The sequence below is a fragment of the Streptomyces diastatochromogenes genome, assembly GCF_002242805.1.
In the GTDB taxonomy this organism is placed as follows: domain Bacteria; phylum Actinomycetota; class Actinomycetes; order Streptomycetales; family Streptomycetaceae; genus Streptomyces; species Streptomyces diastatochromogenes.
The window spans coordinates 47136-65020 of record NZ_MCGQ01000035.1; the positions used below are offsets into that span (position 1 = coordinate 47136).

The 17885-nt window shown below is 70.5% G+C and carries 16 protein-coding genes; 15 read left to right on the forward strand and 1 reads right to left on the reverse strand.

Translation table 11 applies throughout. The annotated features are described in order from the left end of the window. Positions 1–51: 51 nt before the first annotated feature. The 9 genes from mltG (at position 52) to nusB (ending at position 8937) form a co-directional block, all read left to right on the forward strand. A complete protein-coding gene (gene mltG, locus BEK98_RS34780; RefSeq protein ID WP_094220728.1) occupies positions 52–1764 on the forward strand; it encodes an endolytic transglycosylase MltG in 1713 nt (570 codons plus the stop codon). Beyond that, entirely contained in the window at positions 1745–2584 is an 840-nt protein-coding gene (locus BEK98_RS34785) for a shikimate dehydrogenase (RefSeq protein WP_094220729.1), read from the forward strand. The genes mltG and BEK98_RS34785 overlap by 20 nt, the downstream gene beginning before the upstream one ends. Before the next feature lie 177 nt (positions 2585–2761). After that, the gene (gene aroC / locus BEK98_RS34790) at positions 2762–3946 is read left to right on the forward strand and encodes a chorismate synthase (RefSeq protein ID WP_094220730.1); all 1185 of its coding nucleotides are present in this window, start codon (positions 2762–2764) and stop codon (positions 3944–3946) included. Between the two features lie 5 nt (positions 3947–3951). Beyond that, entirely contained in the window at positions 3952–4461 is a 510-nt protein-coding gene (locus BEK98_RS34795; protein ID WP_425276641.1) for a shikimate kinase, read from the forward strand. After that, entirely contained in the window at positions 4458–5549 is a 1092-nt protein-coding gene (gene aroB, locus BEK98_RS34800; protein ID WP_094220732.1) for a 3-dehydroquinate synthase, read from the forward strand. Before BEK98_RS34795 ends, aroB begins: the two co-directional genes overlap by 4 nt. Positions 5550–5715: 166 nt before the next feature. Continuing rightward, positions 5716–6594, forward strand: coding sequence for a Pro-rich N-terminal domain-containing protein (locus BEK98_RS34805; RefSeq protein ID WP_094220733.1), 879 nt, complete (start codon positions 5716–5718; stop codon positions 6592–6594). 176 nt (positions 6595–6770) lie between these two features. Continuing rightward, positions 6771–7877, forward strand: a complete 1107-nt coding sequence (locus BEK98_RS34810) for an aminopeptidase P family protein (RefSeq protein ID WP_094220734.1) — start codon at positions 6771–6773, stop codon at positions 7875–7877. 56 nt (positions 7878–7933) lie between these two features. Then, complete coding sequence (efp, locus tag BEK98_RS34815; protein WP_094220735.1) at positions 7934–8500, forward strand: elongation factor P; 567 nt, start codon at positions 7934–7936, stop codon at positions 8498–8500. Positions 8501–8502: 2 nt separating this feature from the next. Then, positions 8503–8937, forward strand: coding sequence for a transcription antitermination factor NusB (gene nusB, locus BEK98_RS34820; RefSeq protein WP_094220736.1), 435 nt, complete (start codon positions 8503–8505; stop codon positions 8935–8937). Between the two features lie 165 nt (positions 8938–9102). Here nusB and bldD read toward each other — a convergent pair whose 3' ends face one another. After that, entirely contained in the window at positions 9103–9606 is a 504-nt protein-coding gene (gene bldD / locus BEK98_RS34825; RefSeq protein WP_014671524.1) for a transcriptional regulator BldD, read from the reverse strand. A 252-nt stretch (positions 9607–9858) separates the two neighbouring features. On the opposite strand from bldD, the gene pyrR reads away from it, so the two are divergent. The 6 genes from pyrR (at position 9859) to carB (ending at position 17843) form a co-directional block, all read left to right on the forward strand. Continuing rightward, positions 9859–10431: a bifunctional pyr operon transcriptional regulator/uracil phosphoribosyltransferase PyrR gene (gene pyrR, locus BEK98_RS34830; protein WP_094220737.1), complete on the forward strand. Its 573-nt coding sequence runs from the start codon at positions 9859–9861 to the stop codon at positions 10429–10431. 92 nt (positions 10432–10523) lie between these two features. After that, positions 10524–11555, forward strand: coding sequence for an aspartate carbamoyltransferase catalytic subunit (locus BEK98_RS34835; protein ID WP_244202108.1), 1032 nt, complete (start codon positions 10524–10526; stop codon positions 11553–11555). A gap of 4 nt (positions 11556–11559) precedes the next feature. Further along, on the forward strand, positions 11560–12846 hold the full coding sequence (locus tag BEK98_RS34840) for a dihydroorotase (protein WP_094220738.1): 1287 nt from the start codon (positions 11560–11562) through the stop codon (positions 12844–12846). Next, positions 12843–13403, forward strand: coding sequence for a PH-like domain-containing protein (locus BEK98_RS34845; RefSeq protein WP_094220739.1), 561 nt, complete (start codon positions 12843–12845; stop codon positions 13401–13403). The genes BEK98_RS34840 and BEK98_RS34845 overlap by 4 nt, the downstream gene beginning before the upstream one ends. Further along, positions 13400–14542, forward strand: coding sequence for a glutamine-hydrolyzing carbamoyl-phosphate synthase small subunit (carA, locus tag BEK98_RS34850; protein ID WP_094220740.1), 1143 nt, complete (start codon positions 13400–13402; stop codon positions 14540–14542). The genes BEK98_RS34845 and carA overlap by 4 nt, the downstream gene beginning before the upstream one ends. Beyond that, positions 14535–17843, forward strand: a complete 3309-nt coding sequence (gene carB, locus BEK98_RS34855) for a carbamoyl-phosphate synthase large subunit (protein WP_094220741.1) — start codon at positions 14535–14537, stop codon at positions 17841–17843. Before carA ends, carB begins: the two co-directional genes overlap by 8 nt. Positions 17844–17885: the final 42 nt, after the last annotated feature.

Here is a 17885-nt window from a genome sequence, read left to right on the forward strand (position 1 = left end):
AAGCCGGTGCACCGGCCGAGCGACCGTCGGCCTCGCGGCTCTAGGGGATCGATGACTGAGTATGGCCGGGGCCCTGGCCCCGAACCGTGGCATCCGGAGGACCCGTTGTACGGGGACGACGGATGGGGCGGACAGCAGGCCCACGTGGGTCAGCAGTCCCCCTACGGCGGCCAGCCACAGCAGCAGTACCCGCAGCCGCAGTACGGCGACTGGACCCAGGGCCAGCAGTCCGGGTACGACCAGCAGCAGTACCAGTACTACGACGAACAGGGCCATCAGCAGTACGCCGGTCAGGACCAGCAGTTCGCCGGTCAGGACCAGCAGCAGTACGCGGTGCACACCCCGCAGCAGTACCAGCACCAGGGCGGCTGGGACGCGACCGGCACGCACGGCCATGTGCCGTACGCGGCCGACCCCGGCGACCCGTACGGCCAGCAGCCGGTGGCCTACGGCGGAGAGCAGCCCGACTTCTACGGCACCGAGGACGCCTACCCGCCGCCGGTGCCGCCCGGCCGCAGGAGCCCCGAGCCTAAAACGGACCCGGACCCCGAGACCGGCTGGGACCCGGGTGAGGACCAGGGCGAACACGCCTTCTTCGCCGGGGGCGGCGACGACGAGGACGACGAGGCGGAGAGCCGGTCCGGCCGTGGCGAACGGCGCGGCAAGAAACCCGTCAAGAGCAAGAAACGGCGCACCGGCTGCGCCTGCATGGTGGTCGTCCTGGTCTTCGGCGGTGGCCTCGGCACGGTCGGCTACTTCGGCTGGAAGTACTACCAAAATCGTTTCGGCCCGGCCCCTGACTACGCGGGCAGCGGAAACGGCGAACAGGTCACGGTCACCATCCCGAAGGGTGCCGGCGGCTGGGAGATCGGACAGAAGCTGAGGGAGGCGGGCGTCGTCGAGAGTGCGGACGCGTTCGTCTCCGCACTGCAGGCGAACCCCAAGGGCAAGGGGCTCCAGGAAGGCGTCTATACGCTGGAGAAGCAGATGTCCGCCGCCAGCGCGGTCCAGTTGATGCTCGACCCGAAGAGTCAGAACAACGTGATCGTCACGCCCGGCGAGCGTAACGCGGGCGTCTACGCGGCGATCGACAAGAAACTCCAACTGTCCACCGGAACCACCCGGAAGATCGCTAAGCAGCAGTCCAGGAAACTCGGTCTGCCGAGCTGGGCGCAGAGCAGCGGTCAGGTCCAGGACCCGCTGGAGGGCTTCCTGTTCCCGGGCACCTATGCGGCCGCGAAGGGTATGAAGCCCGACGCGATCCTGAAGCAGATGGTCACCCAGGCCAAGGAGAAGTACGCCGCCTACGACCTGCAGACGAAGGCCAAGGCGCTGGGTCTGAACAACGCGTTCCAGCTCGTCACGGTCATGAGCCTGGTCCAGGCCGAGGGCAAGACGCACGACGACTTCCGCAAGATGGCGGAAGTGGTCTACAACCGTCTGAAGCCCACCAACACCGAGACCAACCAGCTGCTCCAGTTCGACTCGACGTACAACTATCTCAAGGGCACGAGCAACATCCACATCTCCGAAAAGGAGATCAACAGCAACCAGAGCCCGTACAACACCTACACCCACAAGGGCCTTCCGCCCGGTCCGATCGGCAACCCCGGTGAGGACGCGATGAAGGCGGCACTGAATCCGACCCGCGACGGCTGGATCTATTTCGTGGCGACCGACGGTACGACCAATACCGAATTCGCCAAGACCTACGCCGAATTCCAGCAGCTCAAGGACAAATTCAATGCCACCTCGGGCAACTGACGCCCGCCGGGCCGCCGTACTCGGTAAGCCCATCGCCCACTCCCTCTCCCCGGTGCTGCACCGGGCGGCCTACGACGCACTCGGGCTCACCGACTGGTCGTACGGCCGCTTCGAGATCGACGAGGACACCCTGCCCGACTTCATCGAGAAGCTCGGGCCGGAGTGGGCGGGGCTGTCGCTGACCATGCCGCTGAAGCGGGCGGTCATCCCGCTGGTCGACGAGATCAGCGAGACCGCCGCCTCGGTCGACGCCGTCAACACGGTGGTCTTCACCGAGGACGGCCGCCGCATCGGCGACAACACCGACATCCCGGGCATGGTGGCCGCCCTGCGCGAGCACGGCATCGAACAGGTCGACTCCGCCGCGATCCTCGGCGCCGGCGCCACCGCCTCCTCGGCCCTGGCCGCGCTCGCCCGGATCTGCACCGGCGAGGTCGTCGCCTACGTCCGCAGCGAGGCCCGCGCCGCCGAGATGCGCCAGTGGGGCGAGCGGCTCGACGTGGACGTCCGTACGGCGGACTGGGCGGACGCCCAGCAGGCCCTGAAGGCCCCCCTGGTGATCGCCACCACCCCGGCCGGCACCACCGACGCCCTCGCCGCCGCCGTACCCGAGCGCCCCGCCACCCTCTTCGACGTGCTCTACGAGCCCTGGCCCACCGAGCTGGCGGCCCGCTGGTCGATGTTCGGCGGCGCCGTCGTCAGCGGCCTGGACCTGCTCGTCCACCAGGCCGTTCTCCAGGTCGAGCAGATGACCGGCGTCTCCCCGGCACCCCTGGAAGCCATGCGGCACGCCGGCGAGAAGGCGCTCGCCGCGCGCTGAACGGCCGCCTCCGCTCCGCCGCTCCGTCCCGCCTGCTGGACCAGCGGCCGGATACCGCCCCCGGACGTGGGAGGATCGGAGGTGGCGGACCGGGGTCGCGCACCCGGTCGCGCCGTCGCCGTACGCGAGGACGCGCGTACTCAGGGCAGTACCGGGCGCGAACACTGAGGAGCACCGTTGAGCAGGCTGCGTTGGCTGACCGCGGGGGAGTCCCACGGTCCCGCACTTGTCGCGACGCTGGAGGGGCTTCCCGCCGGCGTGCCGATCACCACGGAGATGGTGGCGGACCACCTGGCGCGGCGGCGGCTCGGCTATGGCCGCGGTGCGCGGATGAAGTTCGAGCGTGACGAGGTCACCTTCCTGGGTGGTGTCCGGCACGGTCTCACCCTCGGCTCCCCGATCGCGGTCATGGTGGGCAACACCGAGTGGCCCAAGTGGGAGCAGGTCATGGCGGCCGACCCGGTCGACCCCGAGATCCTCGACGGCCTCGCCCGCAACGCGCCGCTGACCCGGCCCCGGCCCGGCCACGCCGACCTCGCCGGCATGCAGAAGTACGGCTTCGACGAGGCCCGCCCGATCCTGGAGCGCGCCTCCGCCCGTGAGACCGCCGCGCGTGTGGCGCTCGGCGCCGTCGCCCGCTCCTACCTGAAGGAGACGGCCGGCATCGAGATCGTCTCCCACGTCGTCGAGCTGGCCTCCGCCAAGGCCCCCTACGGCGTCTACCCGACCCCGGCCGACGTCGAGAAGCTGGACGCCGACCCGGTGCGCTGCCTGGACGCCGACGCGTCGAAGGCGATGGTCGCGGAGATCGACCAGGCCCACAAGGACGGCGACACGCTCGGCGGCGTGGTCGAGGTGCTCGCCTACGGCGTCCCGGTCGGCCTCGGCTCGCACGTGCACTGGGACCGCCGGCTGGACGCCCGGCTGGCCGCCGCCCTCATGGGCATCCAGGCGATCAAGGGCGTCGAGGTCGGCGACGGCTTCGAGCTGGCCCGGGTGCCCGGCTCCAAGGCGCACGACGAGATCCTCACCACCCCCGAGGGCATCAAGCGGTCCAGCGGACGCTCCGGGGGCACCGAGGGTGGTCTGAGCACCGGCGAGCTGCTGCGCGTACGCGCCGCGATGAAGCCGATCGCGACCGTGCCCCGGGCCCTGCAGACCATCGACGTCGCCACCGGCGAGGCCGCCCAGGCCCACCACCAGCGCTCCGACGTGTGCGCGGTCCCGGCCGCCGGCATCGTCGCCGAGGCCATGGTGGCACTCGTCCTCGCCGACGCCGTCGCGGAGAAGTTCGGCGGCGACTCCGTCCCGGAGACCCGGCGGAACGTGCAGTCGTACCTCGACAACCTCGCCATCCGGTGACCGCCATGACCGCGGTCGTACTGGTCGGCCCGATGGGCGTGGGCAAGTCCACCGTCGGGCGGCTGCTGGCCGAGCGGCTCGGGGTCGGCTACCGGGACACCGACGACGACATCGTCGCCGTCGAGGGCCGGACCATCGCCGAGATCTTTGTGGACGACGGCGAGCCCGCCTTCCGCGCGATCGAGAAGCGCACGGTGCACTCCGCGCTCGCCGAGCACGAGGGCGTCCTCGCGCTCGGCGGCGGGGCGATCCTCGACGCGGACACGCGCGCGCTGCTCGCCGGACACCGGGTGGTCTACCTCTCCATGGACGTGGAGGAGGCGGTCAAGCGCACCGGCCTCAACGCGGCCCGCCCGCTGCTCGCGGTCAACCCGCGCAAGCAGTGGCGCGAGCTGATGGAGGCCCGCCGTCACCTGTACGAGGAGGTCGCCACCGCCGTCGTACCGACCGACGGCCGCACCCCCGAAGAGGTCACCCAACAGGCGCTGGACGCACTGGAGTTGAAGGAAGCATGAGCGAGGCAGTCACCCGGATCCAGGTCGCCGGCACCGCGGGCACCGACCCGTACGAGGTGCTGGTCGGCCGGCAACTCCTGGGCGAGCTGGCCGGGTTGATCGGGCCGAAGGCACAGCGTGTCGCGGTGATCCACCCCGAGGCACTCGCCGAGACCGGCGACGCACTGCGCGCCGACCTGGCCGAGCAGGGCTACGAGGCCGTCGCCATCCAGGTGCCCAACGCGGAGGAGGCCAAGACCGCCGAGGTCGCCGCCTACTGCTGGAAGGCGCTGGGCCAGTCCAACTTCACCCGCTCCGACCTCATCGTCGGGGTGGGCGGCGGTGCGACGACTGACCTCGCGGGCTTCGTCGCCGCGACCTGGCTGCGCGGGGTGCGCTGGATCGCCGTCCCGACCACCGTGCTGGCCATGGTGGACGCGGCGGTCGGCGGCAAGACCGGCATCAACACCGCCGAGGGCAAGAACCTGGTGGGCGCGTTCCATCCGCCGGCCGGTGTGCTGTGCGACCTGGCCGCGCTGGACTCCCTCCCGGTCAACGACTACGTCTCCGGGCTCGCGGAGATCATCAAGGCCGGCTTCATCTCCGACCCGGTGATCCTGGACCTCGTCGAGGCCGACCCCGAGGCGGCCCGTACTCCGGCCGGCCCGCACACGGCCGAGCTGATCGAGCGCTCGATCCGGGTCAAGGCGGACGTCGTCTCCTCCGATCTGAAGGAGTCCGGCCTGCGGGAGATCCTGAACTACGGCCACACGCTCGGCCACGCGATCGAGAAGAACGAGCGCTACAAGTGGCGGCACGGCGCCGCGGTCGCGGTCGGTATGCACTTCGCCGCCGAACTGGGCCGTCTGGCGGGCCGGTTGGACGACGCGACGGCGGACCGCCACCGCACTGTCCTGGAGTCGGTCGGCCTGCCGCTGCACTACCGCTACGACCAGTGGCCCAAGCTGCTGGAGACGATGAAGGTCGACAAGAAGTCCCGCGGTAACCTGCTGCGCTTCATCGTGCTGGACGGGCTGGCGAAGCCGACCGTCCTGGAGGGCCCGGACCCGGCCGTCCTCCTCGCCGCCTACGGAGAAGTGGGCCAGTAAGTACTCCGCTGTTCCCTTCCGCCCGATTCCCTTCCCGGGCCGGGCACTTCGGACCGCCCCCGGTCGTTTCACCAAACGACGGCCGGGGGCGGTACCGTTCGGTAGGGAGCGGGCTCCGTACCCGCCTGCCAGCGCCAAATGTGTGTACGAGACGGAGTGGCAACGGATGCAGCACGCAGTGGGGTCTCCGCTGCCGCCGCCCCACCAGCCGGGGCAGGGACCGCACGCCGGCTGGGCGTCGGCCGCACACCACCCGGGAGCCCCACAGGGTCCCGCACCCGTGCCCCCGCCGCCACCCGGCTTCCCCGGGGCCGGACCTGGATCCGTACCTCCCGCACCCCCCGTCGGCCCCATGCCGCCCGCGCCCCCGCAGCGCGCCCCCGCCCCGCCGCCCCCCGACACGACCGGTCACGTACCGCTGCCGCCCGGTGGCCCGGTCGGTGTCCCCACCGCACCGCCGGCCGCGGCCGCGGTCCCGGACCCCACGGCCACCACGCTGGCCGTCCTGCTGATCGGCCCCGCGGGCGCGGGCAAGACGAGCGTCGCCAAGTACTGGGCGGACCACCGCCGGGTGCCCACCGCCCACATCAGCCTGGACGACGTACGCGAATGGGTCCGCGCGGGCTATGCGAACCCGCAGTCCGGGTGGAACGACAACTCCGAGGCCCAGTACCGCCTGGCCCGCCGCACCTGCGGCTTCGCCGCCCGGAACTTCCTGGCCAACGGGATCTCCTGCATCCTCGACGACGCCGTCTTCCCGGACCGCCCCGTCGTGGGCCTGGGGGGCTGGAAACGGCACGTCGGCCCGGGCCTGCTCCCGGTCGTCCTCCTCCCCGGTCTCGACATCGTCCTGGAACGCAACGCCGAGCGCTCCGGCAACCGCCGCCTCACCGACGAGGAGGTGGCCCGCATCCACGGCCGCATGGCCGGCTGGTACGGCTCAGGCCTCCCGATCATCGACAACTCCCAGCTGGACGTTCCCGGCACGGCCCGAGTACTGGACGACGTCCTGGCGAGGGCGATAGCGAGCCCACCGAGCTGGTGAGCAAGGGGCGACTGGTCCGACTCAAGGGGCGCGGGGCTGTATCGATATGCGGCTCCGCCGCGTGGGCGCGACAAGCCCCCACCCGTCCGCACCCGGCGATCAACCGCACCCCCCCACCGACCCCACTCGGCCCCTACCAACCGGCACAAACCGCCCAAAACTCCTACGCTCATCTCATGTCAGAGGTGTACGCGACCCGCCGAGCCCAGCTCAGGGAACGCTGCAACGCGGCCGGCACCGCGGCAGCGCTCATCTCACGCCCTGCCAACGTGCGCTATCTCGCCGCCGCGGCCCCGCAGGGCGCCGTACTGCTGCTGGGCAAGAGCCAGGACCTGCTGGTCTGCGCCGGCCCGCTGGACGACCGGCCGACCGAGGGCCGCCCCGACGAGACACTGGCGCTGCACGTCCTTCCCGCACCCGGGGGCGACTCCGCCGTGGCAGCCGCCGATCTCGCCGGCGGCCAGGGCGCCGAATCCCTCGCCGTGGAGGAACACCACCTCACCGTCGCCCGCCACCGGGCCCTCTCCGCCGCCGCCCCAAGGCTGCGCCTCGCCGACCTGGGCGGAGCCGTCGAGCAGCTCAGGGTCGTCAAGGACGAGGAGGAGATCTCCTGCCTCCGCATCGGCGCCGAGATCGCCGACCAGGCCCTCGGTGAGCTGCTGGAGTCCATCCTGGTCGGCCGCACCGAACGGCACCTCGCGCTGGAGCTGGAACGGCGCCTGGTCGACCATGGCGCCGACGGCCCGGCGTTCCCCACCTCCGTGGCCACCGGCCCGAACTCCGGCCGCCGCGGCCACCGCCCCACCGACCGCCGGGTGGAGGAGGGCGACTTCCTCTCCGTCTGTCTGGGCGCCACCTATCGCGGCTACCGCTGCGAGATCGGCCGTACCTTCGTCATCGGCACCTCGCCCGCCGACTGGCAGATCGAGCTGTACGACCTCGTCTTCGCTGCCCAGCGCGCCGGACGAGAGGCCCTGGCGCCCGGCGCCGCCTACCGCGAGGTCGACCGTGCGGCACGCCAGGTGCTGGGCTCCGCAGGCTATGCTGAGGCTCTACCACCGCTGACGGGACACGGCGTCGGACTCGAAATCGACGAGGACCCGCAGCTGGCCCCTGCGGCCATGGGTAAACTGGACGCTTGCGTGCCGGTCACCGTCGAACCGGGGGTTCACCTCCCGGGCCGGGGCGGCGTCCGGATCGATGACACGCTCGTCGTACGCCCTGAGGCGGACGGCGGACCCGAGCTACTCACCATCACGACCAAGGAGCTGCTCGCGCTCTAGCCTCGCGCTGTGCGCATGCCCCGGGGTCGTACGTCAGTCCAGGAGATTCCGCAACCGTGGCTTCCACGAACGACCTCAAGAACGGCCTGGTGCTCAAGCTCGAAGGCGGCCAGCTCTGGTCCGTCGTCGAGTTCCAGCACGTCAAGCCCGGCAAGGGCCCGGCCTTCGTGCGCACCAAGCTCAAGAACGTGCTGTCCGGCAAGGTGGTCGACAAGACCTTCAACGCCGGCGTCAAGGTCGAGACGGCCACTGTCGACAAGCGCGACATGCAGTTCTCGTACATGGACGGCGACTACTTCGTCTTCATGGACATGGAGACCTACGACCAGCTGATGGTCGACCGCAAGGCCGTCGGCGACGCCGCCAACTTCCTCATCGAGGGCTTCACGGCCACCGTGGCGCAGCACGAGGGCGAGGTGCTCTTCGTCGAGCTCCCGGCCGCCGTCGAGCTGACCATCCAGGAGACCGAGCCGGGTGTCCAGGGCGACCGCTCCACCGGTGGCACCAAGCCCGCCATCCTGGAGACCGGCCACCAGATCCAGGTTCCCCTCTTCATCACCACCGGTGAGAAGATCAAGGTCGACACCCGTACGAGCGACTACCTCGGCCGGGTGAACAGCTAACCGTGGCTGCCCGCAACACGGCCCGCAAACGCGCCTTCCAGATCCTCTTCGAGGGCGACCAGCGCGACGCCGACGTCCTGACGGTCCTCGCGGACTGGATCCGGCTCTCCCGGTCCGACACCCGGCAGCCGCCGGTGAGCGAGTACACGATGCAGCTGGTCGAGGGCTACGCGGAGCACGCGAGGCGCATCGACGACCTGATCTCCCAGTACGCGGTGGGCTGGACGCTCGACCGGATGCCGGTCGTCGACCGCAACATCCTGCGTCTGGGCGCCTACGAGCTGATCTGGGTGGACGAGACCCCGGACGCCGTCGTCCTGGACGAGATGGTGCAGATCGCCAAGGAGTTCTCCACGGACGAGTCGCCCTCGTTCGTCAACGGCCTGCTCGGCCGGCTCAAGGAGCTGAAGCCGTCGCTGCGCCGGGACGAGGCGTAAGGCGGTACGACAAGCGCCGGAGGGCCCGCAGCACGACTGCTGCGGGCCCTCCGGCGTATCCGTACCTCCGCGCCCTGCCAAGCGCGCAGAAAGCCGCCGGGGTGGCCGGAACCATACGGTTCCGGCCACCCCGGCGGCACGTTTCTGCTCAGGCGCTGCAGGCGGTCACGCCTCTTCGTGCGTGGCCACCGCGCGGCGCGCGTCCGCGTCCAGGACACCCCAGCTGATCAGCTGCTCGGTGAGGACCGAGGGGGACTGGTCGTAGATGACGGCGAGGGTGCGCAGGTCGTCCTGGCGGATCGAGAGCACCTTGCCGTTGTAGTCGCCGCGCTGGGACTGGATCGTCGCCGCGTAGCGCTGCAGGGGACCCGCCTTCTCGGCCGGCACGGTGGCCAGCCGCTCCAGGTCGAGGACCAGCTTCGGCGGCGGCTCGGCGGCGCCGCCCGGCGTGGTGCCCGGCAGGAGCTCCTGTACCGGGACGCCATAGAAATCGGCCAGCTCGGCGAGGCGCTGCACGGTCACGGCACGGTCACCGCGCTCATATGAACCGACCACCACGGCCTTCCAGCGCCCCTGGGACTTCTCCTCGACACCGTGGAGGGAAAGGCCCTGCTGGGTGCGGATGGCCCGGAGCTTGGCCCCGAGCTGTTTGGCGTATTCGCTGGACATATAGCTCCCCGGACACTGTGTCGACGCGGTCGGTTGGGTTTCCCGCCGCGCGGCTGGTAACTCACTGTGAGGTTACGCAGCGTGACTCTCATGCGTCAAGCCGAATGGTCCACACCGACTCTTCCGTGGTAGTGGCACCCGATTGCGCCAGGCGGGTGATCGACGCCCGCCTGGGACCTGCTACGGTAGATGGCGCAAATCCGACGTCCTTTAAGGTCCGTCCCGTGAGGCGGAGAAGGAGGTCCGTTTCGTATGGACTCGCAAGCGAACTCGCATGCATCCGATGCGCGGCCCGTACTCGAAGGCCCCGACATCGCACGGGTGCTGACCCGTATTGCCCACGAGATCGTCGAGCGCGCCAAGGGCGCCGACGACGTGGTGCTCCTCGGCATTCCGACCCGGGGTGTCTTCCTCGCCCAGCGGCTCGCCGCCAAGCTGGAGCAGATCACCGACCGCAAGGTCCCCGTCGGCTCGCTCGACATCACCATGTACCGCGACGACCTGCGCATGCACCCGCCGCGTGCGCTGGCCCGCACCGAGATCCCCGGTGACGGCATCGACGGCCGTCTGGTCGTCCTCGTCGACGACGTGCTCTTCTCCGGGCGCACCATCCGTGCCGCCCTCGACGCCCTGAACGACATCGGGCGCCCGCGCGCGGTGCAGCTCGCGGTCCTGGTCGACCGCGGCCACCGCGAACTGCCCATCCGCGCCGACTACGTCGGCAAGAACCTCCCCACGTCGCTGCGGGAGACGGTCAAGGTCCAGCTCGCCGAGGAGGACGGTCGCGACACCGTGCTGCTCGGTGTGAAGCCGGCCGACCAGTAGCAAGTCAGGCGCGCACGGCCGCTTCGGCGTGCCGACACGCGCACCGGTTTGCCCTAATCCTCCCGAATGAACTGCCTTACGGAGCCTGACAGATGCAGCGTCATCTCATCTCGGCCGCCGACCTCACCCGCGACGACGCCGTCCTGATCCTCGACACCGCCGAGGAGATGGCCCGGGTGGCCGACCGGCCGATCAAGAAGCTGCCGACCCTGCGCGGCCGCACGATCGTCAACCTCTTCTTCGAGGACTCCACCCGCACCCGGATCTCCTTCGAGGCCGCCGAGAAGCGGCTGTCCGCGGACGTCATCAACTTCTCCGCCAAGGGTTCCAGCGTCTCCAAGGGCGAGTCCCTGAAGGACACCGCCCAGACCCTGGAGGCCATGGGCGTCGACGCCGTCGTCATCCGGCACGGCGCCTCCGGAGCCCCCTACCGCCTGGCCACCTCCGGCTGGATCGACGCGGCCGTCATCAACGCCGGCGACGGCACCCACCAGCACCCCACGCAGGCCCTGCTGGACGCCTTCACCATGCGCCGCCGCCTGGTCGGCCGGGACGCCGGCCTCGGCCAGGACCTGGCCGGCAAGCGGATCACCATCGTCGGCGACGTCCTGCACAGCCGGGTCGCCCGCTCCAACGTCGACCTGCTGCACACCCTCGGCGCCGAGGTCACCCTCGTCGCCCCGCCGACCCTGGTGCCGGTCGGCGTCGAGACCTGGCCGTGCGAGGTGTCGTACGACCTCGACAGCACCCTGCCGAAGTCCGACGCGGTGATGATGCTCCGGGTCCAGCGGGAGCGCATGAACGCCGCCTTCTTCCCGACCGAGCGCGAGTACTCGCGGCGCTACGGACTCGACGGCGAGCGCATGGCGAAGATGCCCGAGCACGCCATCGTGATGCACCCCGGCCCGATGGTCCGCGGCATGGAGATCACCGCCGAGGTCGCCGACTCCGAGCGCTGCACCGTGGTCGAGCAGGTCGCGAACGGCGTCTCCATCCGGATGGCCGTCCTGTACCTGCTGCTCGGTGGAAACGAGCCCGCCGTCGCCCACCCGTCGCCCACCACCACCCTTGCATCGAGGCGCTTCGCGCCCGCCTCTGAATTCCGCACCAACGAGGAGAAGTAAGACCATGAGCAAGATCCTTATCCGTGGTGCGAAGGTGCTCGGCGGCGAGCCGCAGGACGTGCTGATCGACGGTGAGACGATCGCCGAGGTGGGCGTCGGTCTCAGCGCAGAGGGCGCCGAGGTGGTCGAGGCCGGCGGCAAGGTGCTCCTGCCGGGCCTGGTCGACCTGCACACCCACCTGCGCGAGCCGGGCCGCGAGGACTCCGAGACCGTCCTGACCGGCACGCGCGCGGCCGCCTCCGGCGGCTACACCGCCGTGTTCGCCATGGCCAACACCTTCCCGGTCGCCGACACGGCCGGTGTGGTCGAGCAGGTCTACCGGCTCGGCCAGGAGCACGGCTACTGCGACGTCCAGCCCATCGGCGCCGTCACCGTCGGCCTGGAGGGCAGGAAGCTCGCCGAGCTGGGCGCCATGCACGAGTCCGCCGCCGGGGTCACCGTCTTCTCCGACGACGGCAAGTGCGTGGACGACGCCGTGATCATGCGCCGCGCGCTGGAGTACGTGAAGGCCTTCGGCGGTGTCGTCGCCCAGCACGCGCAGGAGCCGCGGCTCACCGAGGGCGCCCAGATGAACGAGGGCGTCGTCTCCGCCGAGCTGGGCCTGGGCGGCTGGCCGGCCGTCGCCGAGGAGTCGGTCATCGCCCGGGACGTGCTGCTCGCCGAGCACGTCGGCTCCCGCGTCCACATCTGCCACCTTTCGACCGCGGGCTCGGTGGAGATCGTCCGCTGGGCCAAGTCCCGCGGCATCCAGGTCACCGCCGAGGTCACCCCGCACCACCTGCTGCTCACCGACGAGCTGGTGCGCACCTACAACCCCGTCTACAAGGTCAACCCGCCGCTGCGCACCGAGCGGGACGTGCACGCCCTGCGCGAGGCGCTCGCCGACGGCACGATCGACATCGTCGCCACCGACCACGCCCCGCACCCGCACGAGGACAAGGACTGCGAGTGGGCCGCGGCCGCCATGGGCATGGTCGGTCTGGAGACCGCGTTGTCAGTGGTCCAGGAGACCATGGTCGACACGGGTCTGCTGGACTGGGCCGGCGTCGCCGACCGCATGTCCGTCAAGCCCGCGCAGATCGGACAGGCCACCGGCCACGGCCGTCCCGTCTCGGCTGGTGAGCCCGCCAACCTCACCCTCGTCGACACGGAATACCGTGGCTCGGTGGACCCCGCAGGCTTCGCCTCGCGCAGCCGCAACACCCCGTACGAGGGACGTGAGCTGCCGGGCCGTGTCACCCACACGTGGCTGCGGGGCAAGGCCACGCTCGTCGACGGGAAGCTCACGTGACACCTGTAATCCTGCTGGCCGAGGCGGAGAAGTCGGCCGAGGTCACCCACTGGGGAGCCCGCATCGGCTGGCTCGTCGGCCTCGCGCTCTTCGTCGCGCTCATCTACTGGCTGATGCGCGAGGGCTGGAAGTGGCGCGGCACGCTCCAGGGCGACCTGCCCGAGCTGCCCAGCGCGCCGCAGGAGCCCGGCGAGGCCAGACTGACGATGAGCGGCCGTTACCACGGCTCGACCACGGCCGGGCAGTGGCTGGACCGCATCGTGGCCCACGGCCTCGGCACCCGCAGCCGGGCCGAGCTGACCCTCACGGACGCAGGCCTGGAGGTCGTACGCCCCGGGGCGACCGACTTCTTCGTCCCCACCGCCGCGCTGCGCGGGGCCCGGCTCGACAAGGGAATCGCCGGCAAGGTCCTCACCGAGGGCGGCCTGCTGGTGGTGACCTGGGCGCTCGGGGAGAAGCTGATCGACTCCGGCTTCCGCTCCGACCACGCGGCCGAGCACACCGACTGGGTCGACACCCTGAACCAGATGACCAACGACACGGAAGGCGCACGATGACGACCTCCACCAGGGGAGCTGCCAAGGTTCCCGCCGTACTCGTCCTGGAGGACGGCCGCACCTTCCGCGGCCGTGCCTACGGGGCCGTGGGGGAGACCTTCGGCGAGGCCGTGTTCTCCACCGGCATGACCGGCTACCAGGAGACCCTCACCGACCCGTCGTACGACCGCCAGATCGTCGTCGCGACCGCCCCGCAGATCGGCAACACCGGCTGGAACGACGAGGACGACGAGTCGAGCCGCATCTGGGTCTCCGGCTACGTCGTGCGCGACCCCGCGCGCGTGCCCTCCAACTGGCGGGCCAAGCGCTCCCTGGACGACGAGCTGGTCGCCCAGGGCGTGGTCGGCATCTCCGGGATCGACACCCGCGCCCTCACCCGCCACCTGCGCGAGCGCGGCTCCATGCGCGCCGGCATCTTCTCCGGTGAGGTCATCGCCCCCGAGGCCGAGCTGCTGGAGCGTGTGCAGGCCCAGCCCCGTATGAAGGGCCTGAGCCTCTACGAGGAGGTCGCCACCAAGGAGGCCTACGTCGTCCCGGCCGTCGGTGAGAAGAAGTTCACCGTCGCCGCCATCGACCTCGGCATCAAGGGCATGACCCCGCACCGCATGGCCGAGCGCGGCATCGAGGTGCACGTGCTGCCCGCAACGGCCACGCCGGAGGACATCTACGCGGTCGCCCCCGACGGCGTCTTCTTCTCCAACGGACCCGGTGACCCGGCCACCGCCGACGGCCCGGTCGCCCTGATGACCGCCGTCCTGGAGCGCAGGACCCCGCTGTTCGGCATCTGCTTCGGCAACCAGATCCTCGGCCGCGCCCTCGGCTTCGGCACCTACAAGCTGAAGTACGGCCACCGGGGCATCAACCAGCCCGTCCAGGACCGTACGACCGGCAAGGTCGAGGTCACCGCGCACAACCACGGCTTCGCCGTCGATGCGCCGCTCGACAAGGTCAGCGACACGAAGTTCGGCCGCGCCGAGGTCTCGCACGTCTGCCTGAACGACAACGTCGTGGAGGGGCTGCAGCTGCTCGACCAGCCGGCCTTCTCCGTCCAGTACCACCCCGAAGCGGCAGCGGGCCCGCACGACGCCGCCTACCTGTTCGACCGCTTCGTATCCCTGATGGAGGGCCAGCGTGCCTAAGCGCACCGATATCCAGTCCGTCCTGGTCATCGGCTCCGGCCCGATCGTCATCGGCCAGGCCGCCGAGTTCGACTACTCCGGCACCCAGGCGTGCCGCGTGCTGCGGGCCGAGGGCCTGCGCGTGATCCTCGTCAACTCCAACCCGGCGACGATCATGACCGACCCGGAGATCGCCGACGCCACCTACGTCGAGCCGATCACCCCCGAGTTCGTCGAGAAGATCATCGCCAAGGAGCGCCCCGACGCCCTGCTGCCCACCCTGGGCGGCCAGACGGCCCTGAACACCGCCATCTCGCTGCACGAGAACGGCGTCCTGGAGAAGTACGGCGTCGAGCTGATCGGCGCCAAGCCCGAGGCCATCCACAAGGGCGAGGACCGCGACCTGTTCAAGGGTGTGGTCGAGGCCGTCAACGCGAAGATCGGGTACGGCGAGTCCGCCCGCTCGGTCATCTGCCACACCATGGACGACGTCCTCAAGGGCGTCGAGCAGCTCGGCGGCTACCCGGTCGTCGTCCGCCCGTCCTTCACCATGGGCGGCGCCGGCTCCGGCTTCGCGCACGACGAGGAGGAGCTGCGCCGCATCGCCGGCCAGGGCCTCACGCTCTCCCCGACCACCGAGGTGCTCCTGGAGGAGTCCATCCTCGGCTGGAAGGAGTACGAGCTGGAGCTGATGCGCGACAAGCACGACAACGTCGTGGTCGTCTGCTCCATCGAGAACTTCGACCCGATGGGCGTGCACACCGGCGACTCGATCACCGTCGCGCCCTCGATGACGCTGACCGACCGCGAGTACCAGATCCTGCGCGACATCGGCATCGCCGTCATCCGCGAGGTCGGCGTCGACACCGGCGGCTGCAACATCCAGTTCGCGGTGAACCCCGAGGACGGCCGGGTGATCGTCATCGAGATGAACCCGCGTGTGTCGCGCTCCTCGGCGCTCGCCTCCAAGGCGACCGGCTTCCCGATCGCGAAGATCGCCGCCAAGCTCGCCGTCGGCTACACCCTGGACGAGATCCCGAACGACATCACGCGGGAGACCCCGGCCTCCTTCGAGCCCACGCTCGACTATGTGGTCGTCAAGGCTCCGCGGTTCGCGTTCGAGAAGTTCCCGCAGGCCGACTCCACCCTCACCACGACCATGAAGTCGGTCGGCGAGGCCATGGCCATCGGCCGCAACTTCACCGAGGCCTTCCAGAAGGCGCTGCGCTCGCTGGAGAAGAAGGGCAGCCAGTTCACCTTCGTCGGTGAGCCCGGCGACAAGGACGCGCTGCTGCGCGAGGCCGTGCGCCCCACCGACGGCCGGATCAACACGGTCATGCAGGCCATCCGCGCCGGCGCCACGCCCGAGGAGGTCTTCGAGTACACGAAGATCGACCCGTGGTTCGTGGACCAGCTCTTCCTGATCAAGGAGACCGCGGACGAGCTGGCCGAGGCGCCCGAGCTGACCGCCGACCTGCTCGCCGAGGCCAAGCGGCACGGCTTCTCCGACCAGCAGATCGGTGAGATCCGCGGCCTGCGCGAGGACGTCGTCCGCGAGGTCCGGCACGCCCTCGGCATCCGCCCGGTCTACAAGACGGTCGACACCTGCGCCGCCGAGTTCGCCGCGCAGACGCCGTACTTCTACTCCTCCTACGACGAGGAGTCCGAGGTCGCGCCCCGCGAGAAGCCCGCGGTGATCATCCTGGGCTCCGGCCCGAACCGCATCGGCCAGGGCATCGAGTTCGACTACTCCTGTGTCCACGCCTCCTTCGCGCTGTCCGACGCCGGGTACGAGACCGTGATGGTCAACTGCAACCCGGAGACCGTCTCCACGGACTACGACACCTCCGACCGCCTGTACTTCGAGCCGCTGACGCTGGAAGACGTGCTGGAGATCGTCCACGCGGAGTCCCTCGCCGGCCCGATCGCGGGCGTGGTCGTGCAGCTGGGCGGCCAGACCCCGCTGGGTCTCGCGCAGGCCCTGAAGGACAACGGCGTGCCGATCGTGGGCACCTCGCCCGAGGCGATCCACGCCGCCGAGGACCGCGGCGCCTTCGGCCAGGTGCTCGCCGAGGCCGGCCTGCCGGCCCCCAAGCACGGCACGGCCACCACCTTCGCCGGGGCCAAGGCCATCGCCGACGAGATCGGCTACCCGGTCCTGGTCCGGCCGTCGTACGTCCTCGGCGGGCGCGGCATGGAGATCGTCTACGACGAGACCCGCCTCGCCTCCTACATCGCCGAGTCGACCGAGATCAGCCCCTCCCGGCCGGTCCTCGTCGACCGCTTCCTCGACGACGCCATCGAGATCGACGTCGACGCCCTGTACGACGGCGAGGAGCTGTACCTCGGCGGCGTCATGGAGCACATCGAGGAGGCCGGCATCCACTCCGGCGACTCGGCGTGCGCCCTGCCCCCGATCACCCTCGGCGGCTTCGACATCAAGCGTCTGCGCGCCTCCACGGAGGCCATCGCGCGCGGAGTCGGGGTGCGCGGCCTGATCAACATCCAGTTCGCGATGGCGGGCGACATCCTGTACGTCCTCGAAGCCAACCCGCGCGCCTCCCGTACGGTCCCCTTCACCTCCAAGGCGACCGCGGTGCCGCTCGCGAAGGCCGCCGCCCGGATCTCGCTCGGCGCGACCATCGCCGAGCTGCGGGCGGAAGGGCTGCTTCCGGCGACCGGCGACGGCGGCGAACTCCCGCTCGACGCGCCGATCTCCGTCAAGGAGGCCGTCATGCCGTGGTCGCGCTTCCGCGACATCCAGGGCCGCGGCGTCGACACCATCCTCGGCCCGGAGATGCGCTCCACCGGCGAGGTCATGGGCATCGACTCGGTCTTCGGCACGGCGTACGCCAAGTCGCAGGCGGGCGCCTACGGCCCGCTGCCCACCAAGGGCCGCGCGTTCATCTCGGTCGCCAACCGCGACAAGCGCTCGATGATCTTCCCGGCCCGCGAGCTGGTCGCGCACGGCTTCGAGCTGCTCGCCACCTCCGGCACGGCCGAGGTCCTCAAGCGCAACGGCATCAACGCCACGGTCGTGCGCAAGCAGTCCGAGGGCACCGGCCCGAACGGCGAGCGGACCATCGTCCAGCTCATCCACGACGGCGAGGTCGACCTCATCGTCAACACCCCGTACGGCACCGGCGGCCGCCTCGACGGCTACGACATCCGTACGGCCGCGGTGGCCCGCTCCGTGCCGTGCCTGACGACCGTCCAGGCGCTCGCGGCGGCCGTCCAGGGCATCGACGCCCTCAACCACGGTGACGTGGGCGTCCGTTCGCTCCAGGAACACGCGGAACACCTGACCGCGGCCCGCGACTAGCAGCCCTGAGGGGGACACCGGAAACGGTGTCCCCCTCTTCGT

Coding starts and splice junctions, on each gene's coding strand:
- bldD (WP_014671524.1), bottom strand. CDS start 9,606: ATGTCCAGCGAATACGCCAAACAGCTCGGGGCCAAGCTCCGGGCCATC.
- carA (WP_094220740.1), top strand. CDS start 13,400: ATGACGACCTCCACCAGGGGAGCTGCCAAGGTTCCCGCCGTACTCGTC.
- BEK98_RS34785 (WP_094220729.1), top strand. CDS start 1,745: ATGCCACCTCGGGCAACTGACGCCCGCCGGGCCGCCGTACTCGGTAAG.
- BEK98_RS34840 (WP_094220738.1), top strand. CDS start 11,560: ATGAGCAAGATCCTTATCCGTGGTGCGAAGGTGCTCGGCGGCGAGCCG.
- aroB (WP_094220732.1), top strand. CDS start 4,458: ATGAGCGAGGCAGTCACCCGGATCCAGGTCGCCGGCACCGCGGGCACC.
- BEK98_RS34795 (WP_425276641.1), top strand. CDS start 3,952: ATGACCGCGGTCGTACTGGTCGGCCCGATGGGCGTGGGCAAGTCCACC.
- BEK98_RS34835 (WP_244202108.1), top strand. CDS start 10,524: ATGCAGCGTCATCTCATCTCGGCCGCCGACCTCACCCGCGACGACGCC.
- BEK98_RS34810 (WP_094220734.1), top strand. CDS start 6,771: ATGTCAGAGGTGTACGCGACCCGCCGAGCCCAGCTCAGGGAACGCTGC.
- pyrR (WP_094220737.1), top strand. CDS start 9,859: ATGGACTCGCAAGCGAACTCGCATGCATCCGATGCGCGGCCCGTACTC.
- BEK98_RS34805 (WP_094220733.1), top strand. CDS start 5,716: ATGCAGCACGCAGTGGGGTCTCCGCTGCCGCCGCCCCACCAGCCGGGG.
- mltG (WP_094220728.1), top strand. CDS start 52: ATGACTGAGTATGGCCGGGGCCCTGGCCCCGAACCGTGGCATCCGGAG.